This window comes from Caulobacter ginsengisoli (assembly GCF_030814835.1).
Classification (GTDB): Bacteria; Pseudomonadota; Alphaproteobacteria; order Caulobacterales; family Caulobacteraceae; genus Caulobacter; species Caulobacter ginsengisoli.
The window spans coordinates 330,888-347,415 of record NZ_JAUSVS010000001.1; the positions used below are offsets into that span (position 1 = coordinate 330,888).

The 16,528-nt window shown below is 68.2% G+C and carries 19 protein-coding genes; 9 read left to right on the forward strand and 10 right to left on the reverse strand.

Features of this window, described 5'->3' with window-relative positions; genetic code table 11:
• Window positions 1-114: 114 nt before the first annotated feature.
• From QO010_RS01565 to QO010_RS01580, 4 genes are read right to left on the reverse strand one after another with little or no spacing between them, the layout of a single operon-like run.
• Window positions 115-540: a GxxExxY protein gene (locus tag QO010_RS01565; RefSeq protein ID WP_307345024.1), complete on the reverse strand. Its 426-nt coding sequence runs from the start codon at window positions 538-540 to the stop codon at window positions 115-117.
• A 28-nt stretch (window positions 541-568) separates the two neighbouring features.
• Window positions 569-805: a hypothetical protein gene (locus QO010_RS01570; RefSeq protein ID WP_307345028.1), complete on the reverse strand. Its 237-nt coding sequence runs from the start codon at window positions 803-805 to the stop codon at window positions 569-571.
• A gap of 54 nt (window positions 806-859) precedes the next feature.
• Window positions 860-1,276, reverse strand: a complete 417-nt coding sequence (locus tag QO010_RS01575) for a hypothetical protein (protein ID WP_307345029.1) — start codon at window positions 1,274-1,276, stop codon at window positions 860-862.
• Complete coding sequence (locus QO010_RS01580) at window positions 1,264-1,875, reverse strand: DNA topoisomerase IB (protein ID WP_307345032.1); 612 nt, start codon at window positions 1,873-1,875, stop codon at window positions 1,264-1,266. Before QO010_RS01580 ends, QO010_RS01575 begins: the two co-directional genes overlap by 13 nt.
• Window positions 1,876-1,943: 68 nt before the next feature.
• On the opposite strand from QO010_RS01580, the gene rlmJ reads away from it, so the two are divergent.
• Together rlmJ and QO010_RS01590 are read left to right on the forward strand one after the other, a co-directional pair.
• Complete coding sequence (gene rlmJ / locus QO010_RS01585; RefSeq protein ID WP_307345034.1) at window positions 1,944-2,759, forward strand: 23S rRNA (adenine(2030)-N(6))-methyltransferase RlmJ; 816 nt, start codon at window positions 1,944-1,946, stop codon at window positions 2,757-2,759.
• A gap of 96 nt (window positions 2,760-2,855) precedes the next feature.
• Window positions 2,856-3,377 carry a helix-hairpin-helix domain-containing protein gene (locus QO010_RS01590; protein WP_307345037.1) on the forward strand — a complete coding sequence of 174 codons (522 nt, stop codon included), beginning with the start codon at window positions 2,856-2,858 and terminating at the stop codon, window positions 3,375-3,377.
• On the opposite strand, the gene meaB is transcribed toward QO010_RS01590, so the two are convergent.
• Window positions 3,374-4,354 carry a methylmalonyl Co-A mutase-associated GTPase MeaB gene (gene meaB, locus QO010_RS01595; RefSeq protein ID WP_307345040.1) on the reverse strand — a complete coding sequence of 327 codons (981 nt, stop codon included), beginning with the start codon at window positions 4,352-4,354 and terminating at the stop codon, window positions 3,374-3,376. The two genes, QO010_RS01590 and meaB, sit on opposite strands and share 4 nt — an antisense overlap.
• Window positions 4,355-5,471: 1,117 nt before the next feature.
• Here meaB and QO010_RS01600 point away from each other — a divergent pair.
• Complete coding sequence (locus tag QO010_RS01600) at window positions 5,472-6,788, forward strand: vWA domain-containing protein (protein WP_307345043.1); 1,317 nt, start codon at window positions 5,472-5,474, stop codon at window positions 6,786-6,788.
• The gene (locus QO010_RS01605; RefSeq protein WP_307345047.1) at window positions 6,772-7,002 is read left to right on the forward strand and encodes a heme oxygenase-like domain-containing protein; all 231 of its coding nucleotides are present in this window, start codon (window positions 6,772-6,774) and stop codon (window positions 7,000-7,002) included. The genes QO010_RS01600 and QO010_RS01605 overlap by 17 nt, the downstream gene beginning before the upstream one ends.
• On the opposite strand, the gene QO010_RS01610 is transcribed toward QO010_RS01605, so the two are convergent.
• Window positions 6,999-7,316: a heavy metal-binding domain-containing protein gene (locus QO010_RS01610; RefSeq protein WP_307347034.1), complete on the reverse strand. Its 318-nt coding sequence runs from the start codon at window positions 7,314-7,316 to the stop codon at window positions 6,999-7,001. The two genes, QO010_RS01605 and QO010_RS01610, sit on opposite strands and share 4 nt — an antisense overlap.
• Before the next feature lie 199 nt (window positions 7,317-7,515).
• Between QO010_RS01610 and QO010_RS01615 the strand changes: the two genes are divergently transcribed.
• The gene (locus QO010_RS01615; RefSeq protein WP_307345050.1) at window positions 7,516-7,983 is read left to right on the forward strand and encodes a DUF4112 domain-containing protein; all 468 of its coding nucleotides are present in this window, start codon (window positions 7,516-7,518) and stop codon (window positions 7,981-7,983) included.
• Between the two features lie 60 nt (window positions 7,984-8,043).
• Window positions 8,044-8,472, forward strand: coding sequence for a DUF4112 domain-containing protein (locus QO010_RS01620; protein WP_307345052.1), 429 nt, complete (start codon window positions 8,044-8,046; stop codon window positions 8,470-8,472).
• Window positions 8,473-8,699: 227 nt separating this feature from the next.
• Here QO010_RS01620 and scpA read toward each other — a convergent pair whose 3' ends face one another.
• Both scpA and QO010_RS01630 read right to left on the reverse strand, forming a co-directional pair.
• Entirely contained in the window at window positions 8,700-10,844 is a 2,145-nt protein-coding gene (gene scpA, locus QO010_RS01625; protein ID WP_307345055.1) for a methylmalonyl-CoA mutase, read from the reverse strand.
• A gap of 3 nt (window positions 10,845-10,847) precedes the next feature.
• Window positions 10,848-12,218: a methylmalonyl-CoA mutase family protein gene (locus QO010_RS01630; protein ID WP_307347037.1), complete on the reverse strand. Its 1,371-nt coding sequence runs from the start codon at window positions 12,216-12,218 to the stop codon at window positions 10,848-10,850.
• Window positions 12,219-12,422: 204 nt separating this feature from the next.
• On the opposite strand from QO010_RS01630, the gene QO010_RS01635 reads away from it, so the two are divergent.
• The 3 genes from QO010_RS01635 to QO010_RS01645 all read left to right on the forward strand — a co-directional run bounded on the left by QO010_RS01635 (window position 12,423) and on the right by QO010_RS01645 (window position 14,679).
• Entirely contained in the window at window positions 12,423-13,430 is a 1,008-nt protein-coding gene (locus QO010_RS01635; RefSeq protein ID WP_307345060.1) for an NAD(P)H-dependent flavin oxidoreductase, read from the forward strand.
• Window positions 13,431-13,719: 289 nt separating this feature from the next.
• A complete protein-coding gene (locus tag QO010_RS01640) occupies window positions 13,720-14,121 on the forward strand; it encodes a DUF2177 family protein (RefSeq protein WP_307345063.1) in 402 nt (133 codons plus the stop codon).
• 228 nt (window positions 14,122-14,349) lie between these two features.
• The gene (locus tag QO010_RS01645) at window positions 14,350-14,679 is read left to right on the forward strand and encodes a hypothetical protein (RefSeq protein WP_307345066.1); all 330 of its coding nucleotides are present in this window, start codon (window positions 14,350-14,352) and stop codon (window positions 14,677-14,679) included.
• Here QO010_RS01645 and QO010_RS01650 read toward each other — a convergent pair.
• Both QO010_RS01650 and QO010_RS01655 read right to left on the reverse strand, forming a co-directional pair.
• Window positions 14,676-15,482, reverse strand: a complete 807-nt coding sequence (locus QO010_RS01650; RefSeq protein WP_307345068.1) for an enoyl-CoA hydratase/isomerase family protein — start codon at window positions 15,480-15,482, stop codon at window positions 14,676-14,678. The genes QO010_RS01645 and QO010_RS01650 overlap by 4 nt on opposite strands.
• Window positions 15,482-16,300 (reverse strand): enoyl-CoA hydratase-related protein, encoded by an 819-nt coding sequence (locus QO010_RS01655; protein WP_307345071.1) that lies wholly within the window; start codon window positions 16,298-16,300, stop codon window positions 15,482-15,484. Before QO010_RS01655 ends, QO010_RS01650 begins: the two co-directional genes overlap by 1 nt.
• Window positions 16,301-16,528: the final 228 nt, after the last annotated feature.

The following is a 16,528-nucleotide window of genomic DNA, read 5'->3' on the forward strand; positions in this document are numbered from 1 at the left end:
GGAAGGGGAAAAGCGGCTTTGCGGCCTTGCCTGGACACCACCCGTCTCGCGGCGGCCGAGTCCGCTTTAAATTGGGAAGGAAGAGAAGGGGAAGAAGAAGGGCAAGGACCCGCGCTAAACTGAGATACGCCTCAGGCCATCTTTGAACAGCACCACATTGAAGTTCATCAGGAATCCAAGACGGCGCGACGACAAACGCAGGTAGGTTCGTAGTTGCGCCTCATAGAGGCGCGAGAGCGCCTCGACTGCTTTGATCTCCAGGATCAGTTGGTCGGCGACGAGTAGATCGATACGGTAACCCCCTTCAAGGGTTATGCCTTCGTAGGAAACGGGTGCGCTTACCTGTCGCCCAACCGAGATACCTCTTAGGGTTAGCTCTTGAGCTAGGCATTGTTCATAGACAGATTCAAGAAGCCCCGGCCCCAGAGCCCGGTGAACCTTAAGCCCCGCGTCGATTACCACGCGCGCGAGGTTTTCAAGGTCAGCGCTGATCGCTTGCCCTTCTTCTTCGCCTTCTCTTCCTTTCCAGTTTAATCCCACGCTCAAACCTGCCCCTCACGTTTGACGATCAACCCGCCGCCCGGTTGTTGAGGCTCTGCACCACCCTGATGGCGTAGAAGTCCGGCTCCCGGGTGAAATGGTAGGCCGCCGTGTCCAGGGCCTTGATCGCCGCGTCCAGGATCAGGAAATCGGTTCCGAACGGGCGGTGTTTCTTGCGCATTTCCAAGAGCTTGTGGCGATATTCGCCCAGAGCTTCGAAGTGCGCCTTGGGGTCGCCCAGGCCTACGTAGTTGATCTTGACCATGATATTCTCCGTTCCCTATTTGTTCTCATTCGGGATGGGAGAGTCAAATGGATTCTAAGCCTCCTCCAGCATCCTGATCACCGCCATCTCGAACCGCCGCGTCGCGCGGGTCGGTTTCAGGTCCAGCTTGCCGGCGCTGTAGGCCTCGATCACGGTCGGGTGGACATAGGCGGCGCGGCAGACGGCGGGGGTGTTGCCGAGCAGGCCGGCGACGGCCTTGATACAGGTGGCCACCGTGCGTTTGGCGTCGGCCTCGCTCTGCGGCGGGTCCTGCAGACAGAGGGCGCGGGCGGCCGAGACCGTGCCGGCCCAGGTGCGGAAGTCCTTGGCGCTGAAGTCCTCGCCAATCGCGGCGCGGATGTAGTCGTTGATGTCGCTGGACTCCACGGGCCGCAGCGCGCCGGCCTCGTCGCGGTACTGGAAGAGCCGCTGGCCGCGCAGATCCTGGCAGGCCCGCACTACCCGGGCCAAGCGGGCGTCGCGGAAGCCCGTCCTGTGGACCTTGCCGCTCTTGCCGCGGAACTCGAAGATGGCCCCGGCCCCGACAGCGTCAGGTGACGCTTTCTGAGCGTTGTCAGGCCGAAGCTCTTGTTTGCCTTGGCGTATTCGTCGTTGCCGACCCGGATCAGGGTGATCTCCAGCAGCCGCACCACGGCGGCCAGGACCTTCTCGCGCGGCAGGCCGCGGCGGGCCAGGTCCACCTCGACCTGCCGACGCAGGCGGGGCAGGGCGCGGCCGAAGGCGGTGAGGCGGTCGTACTTGCCGACGTCGCGGACCTCCCGCCATTGCGGATGATAGCGGTACTGTTTGCGGCCTTTCTGGTCGCGACCGGCCGCCTGGATGTGGCCGCAGGCGAGGGGGCAGATCCAGACATCGGTCCAGGCCGGCGGGATGACCAGACCGCGGATGCGGTCCAGTTCGTCCGGATCGCGGAGCGGCCTGCCGTCAGTGTCGAGGTAGCTGAAGCCCTTGCCGTGGCGGAGGCGCCGGTAGCCCGGCTCGCGGTCGTCGCCATAGCAGAGGCCGGCGGCCTCGGCGGCGGCGGGGAACTCAACAGTGTCGCGCGCCATGTCCATCCGGCTCCCTGTGAGCGGGCAACGTGGACAGGGGCGGCGCGGTTCCGGTAAGCGGGCTGGGCATGAACTACCGCCACGCCTTTCACGCCGGCAACTTCGCCGACCTGGTCAAACACGCCGCCCTGACCCTGGTGCTGGCGCGGCTGACGGGCGAGCCCGGGCCCCTGACGGTCATCGACACCCATGCCGGGGCCGGGGGCTATGACCTGACCGGCGAGATGGCCCGCCGCTCGGGCGAGGCGGCGCAGGGCGTCGCCCGGCTGATGGCGGCGGATGACGCGCCGGCGGCATTCGATGGCTTGAAGGCGGCGGTGCGGGCGATGGGCGGGGCGGACCTGTATCCGGGCTCGCCCAGGCTGATCGCGGCGGCGATGCGGCCGGGCGACCGCTACATCGCCTGCGAGCTGCGCGAGGACGACAAGGCGCTGCTGGCCCAGACCCTGGCGCCGACCAAAGGCGCGGAGGCGCGGCAGGCCGACGGCTATGCGACAGCGGCGGCGGAGACGCCGGCGAAAGGGCGCGCCCTGGTGCTGATCGATCCGCCGTTCGAGCGGGGCGACGACTATCGCAATATCGTCGAGACGCTGCGGGCGGTGCTGGCCAGGAATCCCGCCGCGACGGTGGCGGTCTGGCTGCCGCTCAAGGACCTGGAGACCTTCGACGCCCTGCTGCGCGGGGTGGAGGGGACGGGGGCCAAGGCGCTGGTCGCCGAGGCGCGGCTGCGGCCGCTGATCGATCCGCTGAAGATGAACGGCTGTGCGATGCTGCTGGTCGGGGCGCCGGACAACCTGATCGGCCCGCTGGAGGATGTCTGCCGCTGGGTCGTCGAGCGCCTGGGCGACAGGGGTGGGTTGGCTAAGGTCTGGCGGCTGGGCTGACCCTTTCGCATTTGCGAAATGAAAAACCGTGCTATGTTGCATTGCACAACCGGCTCCGCTTCCTCCCCAGCCTCGGGGCCGGCCCGGAGACAGGCCATGGACAAAATCACCCTCCCCACCGCCGATGACGCGGCCAAGGCCCTGCGCCTGCCGCTGGGCGCCGCCTCGCCGCTGTGGTTCGCCTTTGCCGGCGCCGCCGCCGTGGGCGCGGCCTACTGGTGGTCGACCCGCTGGATGCGGCCGGTCAATATCGAGGCGCTGACCGCGCTGCAGGAAACGGTGGTCGAGGCCGCCGTCGAGACGGTCGAAGCCACGGTCGAGGCCGTCGAAGTGGTCGCCGACGCGGTCGTGGAAGCCGCGCCTGAGCCGGTGGCAGAAGCGGTCGCCGCCGTGATCCCCGAGCCCGTCGCGCCTGTGACCCCCGATGACCTGACCCGCCTGGTCGGCGTCGGTCCCAAGCTGGCCGCCTCGCTGGCCGAGCGTGGCGTCACCACCTTCGCCCAGATCGCGGCCTGGACGGCGGATGATCTGGCGGCGGTGGACAAGGATCTGAAGCTGCTGGGCCGCGCCGAGCGCGACGCTTGGGTGGCCCAGGCCAAGCGGTTCCTGGAAGCCTAGAGCCCGAACGCCTTCAGCAGCCGGTCGGCCGCCGCTGAGGCGGGCAGTCGGCCGGCCCGCACCTGACGCTCCAGCTGGGGCGCCAGGTCGGCCACCTCAGGGTGGGCGCGGAGGGCTGCGTCCAGCCGCTCGTGCACCATCGCCCACATCCAGCGGGCGTCCTGCTCCGCCCGGCGGGCCAGGCGTTCGCCGTTGGCGGTCATCACCTCGCGGTGGCGCTCGACGGTGGACCACAGCTTGTCGAGGCCCTGGCCCAACAGTCCGGACGCGGTCAGCACCGGCGGGGTCCAGTCGGGCGAGGCCGGCGTCAGGATGTGCAGGGCCGCGCGGTAGTGGCTGGCCGAGCGCTCGGCCAGTTTCGGATCGCTGTCGGCCTTGTTGATGACGATCAGGTCGGCGATCTCGATCAGCCCCTTCTTGATGCCCTGCAACTCATCGCCGCCGCCGGGAATGAGCAGGACCAGGAATATGTCGACCATCTCGGCGACCACTGTCTCGGACTGGCCGACCCCGACGGTCTCGACGATGATCACGTCGAACCCGGCCGCCTCGCAGAGCAGCATCGCCTCCCGCGTCTTGCGCGCCACCCCGCCCAGCGCGCCGCCGGAGGGGGAGGGGCGGATATAGGCGTTGGGATCGCCGGCCAGCCGCTCCATGCGGGTCTTGTCGCCCAGGATCGAGCCGCCGTGGCGGCCGGAGGAGGGGTCCACTGCCAGAACCGCCACGCGGTGGCCGGCGGCGGTGAGGTTGCAGCCGAGGGATTCGATGGTGGTCGACTTGCCCGCGCCCGGGACGCCGGTGATCCCGACCCGCTGGGCGCGGCCGGTGCGGGGCATGACCTGTTCGAGCAGGGCTTGCGCGGCGGCCTGATGGTCGGGGCGGCGGCTCTCGACCAGGGTGATGGCCCGCGCCAGGGCCGCGCGGTCGCCGGCGATCAGGCGGGGGTGGAGGTTGGCGAGGTCCATGGGGGCGGCCATGGGCGGCTTGTAGCAGGCGGAGGCGTTGTGGCCAGCCCGCCACAGGCAGGGAGAACGCTGTTCGCACGGCTTGCGGGCGCGGTGGAGGTCGTCTAGACGCCCGCCTCCGTGATGGCGGCGAAGGATGCGGTTGCTTCGGGACCTGGTTTGTGACGGGTTCGAGTCCCGTCAGAGGGCGACCTCTTGGCGAAAAGGCAGACGCGCCAGGTTAATGCCCGCCTCCGACAATTCCCCATCACGGACCCATTTTCTTGTTGCATAATGCAACAACACCGCCTATCTCCCCACTCCCGGCCGTCAAACGCCGGGGCGCCGGCGGCGCAGGATGCGGTTACTTCGTCTGAACCACGACCTCTCCCATGGAGGGGACTCCGCACCCGAATATTCCCCGGCAACGGTTTCCCGGACGCAAGTCCGGCCCGGCAGCGGCGTAGGTCACGAATTCATCGGTAATCCACCGGTCGCGGGTTCAAATCCCGCCAGTGAGGGGCGACCCGAACTGTAGCTCAGCTTGGTAGAGCAGTGGGTCCCGCAAGGGACGTCTTCGTGTCCGCCTGTTCCCTGCCGGGACGTCTCTAAAGGCCAGGATGGCGGCGTAGGGCGCGGTTACTTCGCTCATAACGCACGGGTCGCGGGTTCGAATCCCGCCGGACCGGGGCAACCCGGACCGTAGCTCAGATGGTAGAGCAGTGGGGCTTCCCCTCGTGGGAAGGCCAGTCCGCTTCCGCCTGTTCCCCATCCTGGCTTGGACTTCTTCGGCGGCGCAGATCCTCGGATACTTCGTCTCCAACCTGAAAGGCGGCCTGGAGCTCACAAGGCTCCGCGTGGTCCGGACGCTGACACGTTCCGGCGGAAGCGCCTCTCCGGGATCGACTTTTCCCCGAATGAAAAGGGCGGACAGCAATGTCCGCCCTTTTTTGTTGTTGCATTATGCAACAGCCCGGGTCATAAGCCCGCCGTCTCCGGGGCGTTGCCGGGGACTCTTCGACACGAAGGACAAACGCCTGATGACCCCATCCGGGTTCAACATCACCGCCCTGACCTGAGGTCCCGACAGGACCGCCGGCCGGGGTTTTTCCCCAGGGCCGCGGCTCTGCACTCAGAAAGGAGGCGCGCCATGCGTTTCAACATCTTCTCGCGTCGGGCCCCGCCCCTCACCCAGAACCCCGTCACCTATGAAGGGGCGCCCGCCGTCGTGCTGACCGCCGAGCAGGCGTTGCGCCGGTCGGTGCTGTCCTGCCTGCTCTGGGAAACCGAGTTCTATGAGGGCGGCGTGACCATCGCCGACCGCATCGAGTCCCTGGCCGGTGAGGTCGAGGTCCAGGTCCTGGCCGACCTGGCCGTCGAGGCGCGCGAGCGGTTCAAGCTGCGGCACGCCCCGCTGATCCTGCTGGTGGCCCTGTCGCGGCGCAAGGCCGGCGCCCTGACCGCCCAGACCATCGAGCGGGTCATCCAGCGGGCCGACGAACTCAGTGAGTTCCTGGTCCTCTACTGGCGGGGCGGCAAGCGGCCGCTGGCCAAGCAGGTCAAGCTGGGCCTGGGCCGGGCCCTGGCCAAGTTCGACGCCTACCAACTGGCCAAGTACGACCGGGAAGGTCCGGTGCGGCTGCGGGACGTCCTGTTCCTGACGCACCCTAAGCCGAAGGACGAGGCCCAGGCGGCCCTGTGGAAGCAGCTCGCCGAGCGCGGCCTGCCATCGCCGGACACCTGGGAGGTGGCGCTCTCGGGCGGGGCCGACAAGAAGGCCACGTTCGAGCGGCTGCTGGCCGAGAACCGGCTGGGCTACCTGGCCCTGTTGCGGAACCTGCGCAACATGGACCAGGCCGGCGTCGATCCGGAGGCGGTCAAGGCCGCCATCCTGGCCCGGCGCGGGGCCGAGCGGGTGCTGCCGTTCCGCTATGTGGCGGCGGCCCGGGCCGCGCCGCGGTTCGAGCCGTGGCTGGACCAGGCCCTGACCGAGACGGTGCTGGAAAGCCCCGTCCCGGATGGCCGGACCATCGTGCTGGTCGACGTGTCGGGCTCGATGGACTGGCAGCTGTCGCAGCGGTCGGACCTGAAGCGGATCGACGCGGCGGCGGCCCTGGCCTCCATCGTGCCGGGTGACGTGCGGGTCTTCACCTTCTCGAACGGGGTGGTGGAGGTTCCGCCGCGGCGCGGCATGGCCGGGGTCGATGCCGTGATCCGTTCGCAGCCGCATGGCGGGACGGAGCTGGGCAAGGCGGTCGCGCATGTGAACCGCCTGCCGCACGAGCGGCTGATCGTGGTCACCGACGAGCAATCGTCGGATCCCGTCCCCGATCCGGTCGCCGCGCGGGCCTACATGATCAACGTGGCCAGCGCCAAGAACGGCGTCGGCTACGGGCGTTGGACCCATATCGACGGCTTCTCGGAGTCGGTCCTTCGGTTCATCGCCGAGCATGAGGCTCAGGTCTGAGGTGACTGCCGAGGAACTCCGGCGGGCGGCGATCGCCCTCTTCGGCGAGCGGGGCTGGATGTCCCGTCTCGCCGAGGGGCTGGGGGTCGACCGCTCGTCGGTTTCCCGGTGGTTCTCGGGACTGCCCGTGCCAGGTCCGGCCGCTGCGGCGGTCCGGGCCTGGTTGCGGATCTATGAGCTGACGGGGGAGCGGCCGGGGGAGGGCGCGGACTAGATGACGACGGCCGTCCCCGACACCGACACCATCATCATCTGCCCCTGCGGCCCGACGGTGTTGTAGTCCAGGTCCATGCCGACGATGGCGTTGGCGCCGACCTTTTCGGCTTCCTTGATCAGCGACTTGATGGCGTCCTCGCGGGCCCTGGCCAGGACGCGCTCATATGACCGCGAGTGTCCGCCGATGACGTCGCGGATGGCGGCCATCAGGTCCAGGACGATGTTGGCCCCCAGGATGGCCTGGCTGTAGATGGCGCCCTTGTACTCGCGCACCGGCCGGCCCTCGATGAACGGGGTGGTGGTGATCAGCATGGTGGACGCCGGCTTCATGACCCTCGACTATTAGGGCTAATCGCGCCGGACGGCGAGGGTTCTCCTGTGACGGGAATCCTGAATGGTAAAGATGCGGCGCCTGGCGGGAATCGAGGCCCGGCGGCCTTCCGGCTGGGGTAAGGTTGTTGTTTAGTGGGGTCGGACGAGGACATTTGCGTCCCGCCGGGAGACGGTTCGCATGATCTTCGCCAAGTCGCACATCGAACTGAACAACGTCCGCAACAGCATCGAGCGGATCAAGCGGGTCAGCGACGGCCTGGTCAAGATCGGCCCGTTCGGCTTCGGCCTGGACGCGGTCCTGAGCGTCAGCCCCCAGCTGGGCGCGGCCTATAGCGGCCTGGCCGGCCTGGCGCTGCTGTATGAGGCGCTGCGGGCCCGGGCCGCGCCGATGGTGATGGTCGAGATGGCCATGATCCTGATCCTCGACACCCTGGCGCCCTATCTGGGCAAGGGCTTCGGCACCATCGTGGATTCCCTGTTCACCGGCCACAAATGGGCGGCCGACATGCTGACCAAACATATGGACGAGACCATCTATTTCGAGGGCGACCGCGGCCTGGTGATGGGCAGCGCCGAATACCGCGACCTGATGGCCCGCATCCGGGCCGGCAAGGAAAAGCGCCGGGTGGTGTTCCTGGGGGTCTAGACCCCACCCCTCGGCTGAGGGCTAGCCGGAACCGTTAACGGCGATATACGCTCCCTCCCCATGAGCAGAGAAGCGGCCCACCGAGCCTGGCGCTCGGCCGACACGATCAAGCGCCTCTCCGACCGGGTGATCGGCCTTGGGCCGTTCGGCCTGGGGCTGGACGGCATCCTGGCCTGGGTGCCGGGCGCGGGCCTGATCTATGGCGTGGGGGCCGGGCTGATGCTGCTGGGCGAAGGCGTCCGGGCCAAGGCCTCGTCCGGGACCATGACCCGGATGCTGGCCTACATCCTGGCCGACAATTTCAGCGACATGATCCCCATCCCGTTCGCCGGCAGCATCATCGACATGGCCTTCCCGGGGCACCTGATGGCGGCCAATGCGCTGCTCAAGGACATCGAGGACCGGCATGGGGCGCCCGAAGGGGTGTCGCAGAAGCGCTGGGCGCGGAAGAAGCCGAGGAAGCTGGCGGCGATGGCCGCGCGGCACTAGCGGGTGGCTTAGAATTCACGGCTCTCCTCCTCGCTTGCGAGGAGGAGGCGAGGGACACGCCGAAGGCGGCGTCCCCGGGAGGAGGAGCCTTGCGGCGGTTCAGCTTCCGGCCACGGGAGGGTGTTCCCCCGGTAGGCTTCCGCTGACTTGTCTCCTCACCCGCTCTTCGCGCCTTCGCGCTCAGAGTCGACCTCTCCTCGGAGAGGAGAGGAGCCGTGGAAGGTTGGTCAGCCCTGCGTATAGCCCAGCTGCTTGTTCAGCTTGTCGAGCAGGTCGATGGCCGCTTCGGCGATGACCGTGCCGGGCGGGAAGATGGCGGATGCGCCGGCGTCCATCAGGGCCTGGAAGTCCTGCTGCGGGATCACGCCGCCGACCACGATCATGATGTCGTCGCGGCCCTGGCTGGCTAGCTCGCCCTTCAACTCCGGCACCAGGGTCAGGTGGCCGGCCGCCAGCGAACTGGCCCCAACCACGTGGACGTCGTTCTCGACGGCCTGGCGCGCCGCTTCGGCGGGGGTCTGGAACAAGGGCCCGATGTCGACGTCGAAGCCCAGGTCGGCAAAGGCGGTGGCGATGACCTTCTGGCCGCGGTCGTGGCCGTCCTGGCCCATCTTGGCGACCAGGATGCGGGGGCGGCGGCCGTCGGCCTGTTCGAAGGCCTCGACCATGGCTCGCGCCTTCGCCACAGCGCCGTCGGAACCGCTCTCGGCCACATAGACCCCCTGGATCGACCGGATCTCGGCGCGGTGGCGGCCGAAGACCTTCTCAAGTGCAAAGCTGATCTCGCCCACCGTAGCCTTGGCCCGGGCGGCGTCGACGGCCAGGGCCAGCAGGTTGCCCTCGCCCCGCGCGCCGTCTTCCAGCGCGGTGAGGGCGGCTTCCAGGGCGGCTGGATCACGCTCGGCCTTCAGGCGGGCCAGCTTCTCGAGCTGGGCGGTGCGGACGGCGCTGTTGTCGACCTTGAGGACCGGGATGTCGTCGGCCACTTCCGGACGGTAGCGGTTGACCCCGACCACGCTCTGGCGGCCGCTGTCGATGCGGGCCTGGGTGCGGGCGGCGGCCTCCTCGATGCGCAGCTTGGGCAGGCCCTGGTCGATGGCCTTGGCCATGCCGCCCAGCGCCTCGACCTCGTCGATATGGGCCATCGCACGCCTAGCCAAATCGTAGGTCAGCCGCTCGACGTAATAGCTGCCGCCCCAGGGGTCGGCGACCTTGGTGGTGCCGCTCTCCATCTGCAGGAAGAGCTGGGTGTTGCGGCTGATGCGGGCGGAGAAATCTGTCGGCAAAGCCAGGGCTTCGTCGAGACTGTTGGTGTGCAGGCTCTGGGTCTGGCCGTTCACGGCGGCCATGGCCTCGACGCAGGTGCGGGGGACGTTGTTGAAGACGTCCTGGGCGGCCAGGGACCAGCCGCTGGTCTGGCTGTGGGTGCGCAGGGAGAGGGAGCGGGCGTCCTTGGGATCGAACTCGCGCTTCATGAGGCGGGCCCAGAGCAGGCGGGCGGCCCGCATCTTCGCCACTTCCATGAAGTAGTTCATGCCGATCGCCCAGAAGAACGACAGGCGCGGGGCGAACTGGTCCACCGTCATGCCGGCGGCCACGCCCGCGCGGACGTATTCGATGCCGTCGGCCAAGGTGTAGCCCAGCTCCAGGTCGGCGGTCGCGCCGGCCTCCTGCATGTGATAGCCGCTGATCGAGATCGAGTTGAACTTCGGCATTTCGCGCGAAGTGTATGAAAAGATGTCGGAAATGATCCGCATCGAGGGCAGGGGCGGATAGATGTAGGTGTTCCGCACCATGAACTCTTTGAGGATGTCGTTCTGGATCGTGCCGCTGAGCTGGGCCGGCTTCACTCCCTGCTCCTCGGCCGCCACGATATAGAGGGCCAGGATCGGCAGCACCGCGCCGTTCATGGTCATCGAGACGCTCATCTTCTCCAGCGGGATGCCGGAGAACAGGGTGCGCATGTCCAGGATGGAGTCGATGGCCACCCCGGCCATGCCGACATCGCCCTTCACCCGTTCGTGGTCGCTGTCATATCCGCGGTGGGTGGCCAGGTCGAAGGCCACCGACAGCCCCATCTGACCGGCCGCCAGGTTGCGGCGGTAGAAGGCGTTGCTGTCCTCGGCGGTCGAGAAGCCGGCGTACTGGCGGACCGTCCAGGGGTTGGTGACATACATGGTCGGGTAGGGACCGCGCACGAACGGGGCCAGGCCCGGATAGCCGTCGATGAAGTCCAGCCCCTCGATGTCGGCCGCGTCGTAGCCGGCTTTGACGGCGATGCCCTCGGGGGTGTTCCAGGCGACGGTGTCGGGGGCGTCGCCGGCGGGGGTGGTCGCAAAATCGATCGTCGAGAAGTCGGGGAAGCTGGCCATGGGTCAGGCCTCCAGGTCGGCGGAAAGGCGGATGGGGGTCAGCAGCGGGCAGTGGCCGTCGGGGCCGGGGAGGCGGACCGAGGGGGCCTCGACCGGGGCGCCGGGGGTCGTGTCGACCTCGACCGGCTTTTCGTCGGGGTTGCGGAAGACGGTGACGCCCAGGACCTTGCGGCCCGAGGCGAGGATGGCCTCGCGGCTCTCGGCGACCTTGCCGGCGATCAGGCCGGATGAGAGGGCCGCGACGATGCCGCCGGCCGCCTCGATGGCCTGGAACTCGGTCCAGGCGGCTTTCGCGAGCGCCTCGGTGAGTTGGTCGAGATACCAGGCGCCGCCGGCCGGGTCGGCGACCTGGCCCAGGTGCGCTTCTTCCATCAGGACGAGCTGGGTGTTGCGGGCCTGGCGGCGGGCGAACTCGGTGGGCCGGCCGATGGCGTCGGTGAAGGTTCCCAGCACGATGGACTGTGCGCCCCCGACGGCGGCGGCGAAGCCGGCGGCGGTGAGGCGCAGCAGGTTGGTCCAGGGGTCCAGCCTGGTCAGCATCCGCCGCGAGGAACGGGCCTCGATGCGGGCCGGGACGCTGACGCCGCAGGCGGCGGTGATGCGATCCCAGACGGCGCGGGCGGCGCGCAGCTTGGCGACCCCGACGAAGTATTCGCCGTCGACGGCCAGACCGATGACGATGCCCTTGAAGGCGTCTTCCATCGAGAGGCCCGCACGGACCAGGGCCTTGGCGTAGGCCAGCGCGCTGGCGGCCATGACGGCCAGTTCCTGGGCCTCGGAGGCCCCGGCCTCGTGAGCGACCTGGCCGCTGGCGAGGAACAGGCTGGCCTTGGGGTAGGTGGTCGCCAGTCGCGCCGCGACGGTGGCGGCGGAGATGATGTGGCTCTCGACGGGGCCGGGGCTGGCGCCGGTTTCCGCGAAGGCCGACAGCGGGTCGAGGTGGAAGGCCAGCGGGGCGTTCGGCGCTGACTTGGCGGCGGCGCCCAGCCAGTCGGCGGCCTTGGGGCCCAGGAAGCCGGCGTCGAGAGCGACGGGGGCCAGGTCGATGAGAACGCCTTCGAGCAGCCGGGTCAGGGCCTCGGGCGAGCCGATGGCGACGCCAGCCTGGGCGGTGGGGTCGAGGGTGATGAGGACGGAAGCCGCGCCGCCTTCCAGGTCGCGCAGAATGTCGGCATTGGCCTTGGCCAAGTCCGGCTGGACGATGTGGGTGCGCAGGTCCCAGGGGCGGTCGGGGTCGCGCTCGGAGAGGTCGCGGCCGATGGGGGCCGTGCCATCGGCGACATAGAGCGGCTGGATCGGCAGGCCGCCTTGAGTGCGGGTGACCAGAGCGGCGTCGAAGGTCTCGCCCTTCAGCGTCTTCTCGACCAGGGCCATCCAGTCGGCCCGGCTGGGGATTTCGAAGTCCTCGGCCAGGGGCAGCGGCGCGTCCAAAGCTTCACTCTCCGTTGCAGTGCGGGAGACGGTTTGAACCCCTGCCGCTAGGGCGGTCAAGCACAGCCACGCTCTCAAATCAGTTGCGCAATCCCGAACGCCCGTTTAACTTACAACGTATATTCATAACCCCACGGAACCCTGCCCATGGCCCTGCCGCCCGTCCTGCGTGACCGCCTGCATCTGCCCGTCATCGGCTCGCCGCTGTTCATCATCTCCGGGCCAGAACTGGTGATCGCCCAGTGCAAGGCGGGCGTGGTCGGCAGTTTTCCGTCGCTGAACGCCCGGCCGATCTCGATGCTGGACGAGTGGCTGCACCGGATCACCGAGGAGCTGGCGGCCTGGGACAAGGCGCACCCCGACACCCCGTCGGCGCCGTTCGCGGTCAACCAGATCGTCCACAAGACCAACAACCGGCTCGAGGAAGACCTGGAGCTGTGCGTCAAATGGAAGGCCCCCATCGTCATCACCAGCCTGGGGGCCCGCGAGGATCTCAACAACGCCATCCATTCCTACGGCGGCATCACCCTGCATGACGTCATCACCGACCGCTTCGCCCGCAAGGCCATCGAGAAGGGGGCCGATGGCCTGATTCCCGTGGCGGCCGGGGCGGGGGGACACGCCGGCACCCTGTCGCCGTTCGCCCTGATCCAGGAGATCCGCGAATGGTTCGACGGCCCCGTCGCGCTGTCGGGCTCGATCGCCAACGGGGCGGCGATCCTGGGGGCGCAGGCCATGGGGGCGGATCTGGCCTATATCGGCTCGGCCTTCATCGCCACGCAGGAGGCCAATGCCGACCCGCGCTACAAGCAGATGATCATCGACAGCAAGGCCGACGACATCCTCTATTCCAACCTGTTCACCGGGGTGCATGGCAACTATCTGCGCCCCTCGGTCGTGAACGCCGGGCTGGACCCGGAGAACCTGCCGGTCAGCGATCCGTCGAAGATGAATTTCGGGTCCGGGGGCAACACCGAGGCCAAGGCCTGGCGCGATATCTGGGGCTGCGGCCAGGGCATCGGGGCCGTCAAGTCGCTGCCGACGGCCGGCGAGATGGTGGCGCGGCTGTCCGAGGAATATGAGAACGCCAAGGCGGCGCTGGCGGTGAAGACCGGGTTCACCGCCGGGTCGAGGCTGATGGCGGCGGCGGAGTAGGGTTCCCCCGCCCCTACGACGACAGCAATTCCCCCAGCGCGGCGACGCCCAGTCCCGCGACAAGGATAACGGCCGCCCCGAACAGCAGGCGGTAGAGGCGATGGCGTTGACGTTGGCGCCGCTCGAGACGGGCCGCCTTGGAAATTCCCAATATCCTGCTCCCCCGACGAGAGTCACTTTCCCGACATTAGCAAGAAATGCCCATTTCACCAGAAGTGTCTGGAGCAGCCTCTTGGCGCGTCGCCGCGCCGGCCTAGATGGCCTTTCGGGCAACGGAGGGACCTCATCCATGCGACGCTATCTGATCGCTTACGCCGTCGCCGCGGTGGTGTTCCTGGCCCTGGACATGACCTGGCTGGGCGTCATTGCCCATGAGCTCTATCGCGACGAGATCGGGCCGCTGATCCTGGAGACGCCGCGCCTGGGCCCGGCGGCGGCCTTCTATCTGATCTATCTGGCGGGGGTCGTGATCTTCGCCATCCGACCGGCCCTGGCCTCAGGACGGCTGGCCGAAGCGGCGCTGATGGGGACGGTGTTCGGCTTCATCGCCTACGCCACCTATGACCTGACCAACCTGGCGACGCTGAAGGGGTTCTCGCTGACGGTGACGTTCGCCGATCTGGCTTGGGGCGCGTTCGTCAGCGCCGCGGCGGCCGGCGCGGGGTATTTGGCGGCCAAGCGCTGGGGCTAACCTGCCGGGCGATCTGACATTGCCAGCTCGCTAGCTTGCGGTCAGGCTAGTGTGCTGGATCAGAAGTTCGCCAGAGAATGGGTCGACCTGGGGAGCGAACTTCTGATCCAAAAAGCACACTAGAAACATAGACTTGCTAGTGTCCTTATCGATTCCGAAGTTCGTCGGCGCCTGCCACGATCTGATGCGAACTTCGGAATCGGGACACTAGGGGCAGGGGAGATCGCCATGCGCAGACGCCTTTTGATTGCCGCCGCCTTCGCCGCCCTGGCGATAACCGGAACGGCCGACGCCAAGCCCCGGCCCAGGGTCTATTCGGTGATCTTCGAGGTGACCGTCGACGAGGCCGGCAAGGTGGCGACCCTGAAGGTCTCCAAGGTCATCGAGCCGGCGACCGGGTCGCTCGATGCGGTCAAGGTCGACGTGCCGGAGGTGTTCGTCGAGGCGGTGCGGGTCGAGCTGCTCAAGCGCACCTACGAGCCCTCGCCCAAGCCGTTCTTCACCTACATGTTCTACGACCCCCGTTTTCCGGACAAGCCGAACATCACCATCCCTTAGCGCCCCTCGAACTTGGGTGGCCGCTTCTCGCGGAAGGCCTTGAGCCCCTCGCGGACATCCTGGCTGGGGTTGGCGACCATGACGGCGACCTGGGCGTCGGTCATCGACGCTTCCAGCGAGGTCTCGGCGGCCTTGTGCATCATCATCTTGACCAGGCGCACGGCCAGGGGGGCCTTGGCGGCGAGGGCGGACGCGAGGGCCAGGGCGTGGCTCTCCAGGTCCTCATCGGGGACGACCTCGGTGACCAGGCCCAGGCGGGCCGCTTCTTCGGCGGGATAGACTTCCGACAGCAGGGTCATCTTCAGGGCCCGGTCCAGGCCCATGAAGTGGGGGAAGAGCCAGGCGCCGCCCTCGTCCGGCAGCAGGCCGATCTTGCCGGAGGTGTCGCCCAGCCGAGCCGAAGCGCCGGCGATGCGCAGGTCGCAGGCGAGCGCGAGGGCCAAGCCGCCGGCCACCGCATAGCCGTGGATGGCGGCGATGCTGGGTTTGTCGAGGCGCCTGAGGCGCAGGACTACGGCCTGCATGCCCTCGCGCATCTCGCGGCCATGGCCCAGGGGTTGGGCGGCGACCTTGGCCGAGTGCTCGGGATCGTCGCCGGAGATGTCACCGCCGGCGCAGAAGGCGCGGCCGCCGGCCCCGGTGAGGATCAGGGCCCGCTTGCTGTCGTCATCGCGGAAGGCGTCCAGGGCCGCCTGCAGCTCCTGGGTCATGCGGAAGCTGTAGGCGTTGAGGTGGTCGGCGCGGTTGAGGGTGATGCGGGCGACGCCGGGGGCCGGCTCGTCGATGAGCAGGGTGGAGTACATCAGACCACCCCCGTCCAGGGCGCGAACTGGGGCGGGCGGCGTTCGACGAAGGACCTGGCGCCCTCTCTGGAGTCGGGGTGGGACAGGCTCTCGCGGGTGAGGCGGTCGGCCTCGCGCACGGCCGGGCCGACGGGTTCGGAGAGGCCGGCATAGACCTGGCCCTTGATGATGGCCAGCGAGCGGGGGGAGACGTTCGCGGCGATGTCGTCGACATACTGGGCGACGGCGTCGAGCAGCTCGGCGGCCGGGACGACGCGGTCGACCAGGCCGATGCGCAGGGCCTCGTCCGCCCCGACCTTGCGCGAACTCCAGAGCAGGTCGAGCGCGCGGCTGGGGCCGACGATGCGGGGCAGCATCCAGCTGGCCCCGTGCTCGGCGATCAGGCCGCGTTTGCTGAAGGCGGTGACGAAGGCGGCGGTGTCGCTGGCGAAGCGCAGGTCGCACATCATGGCCAGGATGAAGCCCAGGCCCGCCGCCGGGCCGTTGACGGCGGCGATCACCGGCTTGCTCACCTTAAGTAACCCGATGAACTGGGCCGGCAGGTCCTCGTCGACGCCGCGGTCGGCGAGATTGCGTTCGGCGAGGCCCGTCTCGGTGGTCTTGACCAGCTCGGCGCTGTCGAACCCGGCGCAGAACCCCCGACCGGCCCCGGTGATGACGATGGCGGTGACGGCCGGGTCGCGCTCCAGCTCGGCGACGACGTTGTTGAAGGCCCCCATCATGGCGCCGGTCAGGGCGTTGAGCGCGGCCGGGCGGTTGAGGGTGACGATCGCGAGGCGGCCTCGCTTCTCCGTGAGGATGGTGGGCTCGTCGGCCATGGTGTGCGTCTCCCTGTTCTGGTTGGCGCAATTGAACACCCGGGGGAGGGGGAGCGTCGAGGGACATGATCCGAAGGGGCGTGTCCCTCCTGAAGCCGGCCACGCCCGTGGCCAATAGGGGGACACGAACGGCGCGGGGCGCCGATCATGTCCCCATCTGATGCTTTGAAATTAAGAAAATTGATTTGTGACGCTTGAAAGTTCAAAAAAATGAATTCATATTGCTCT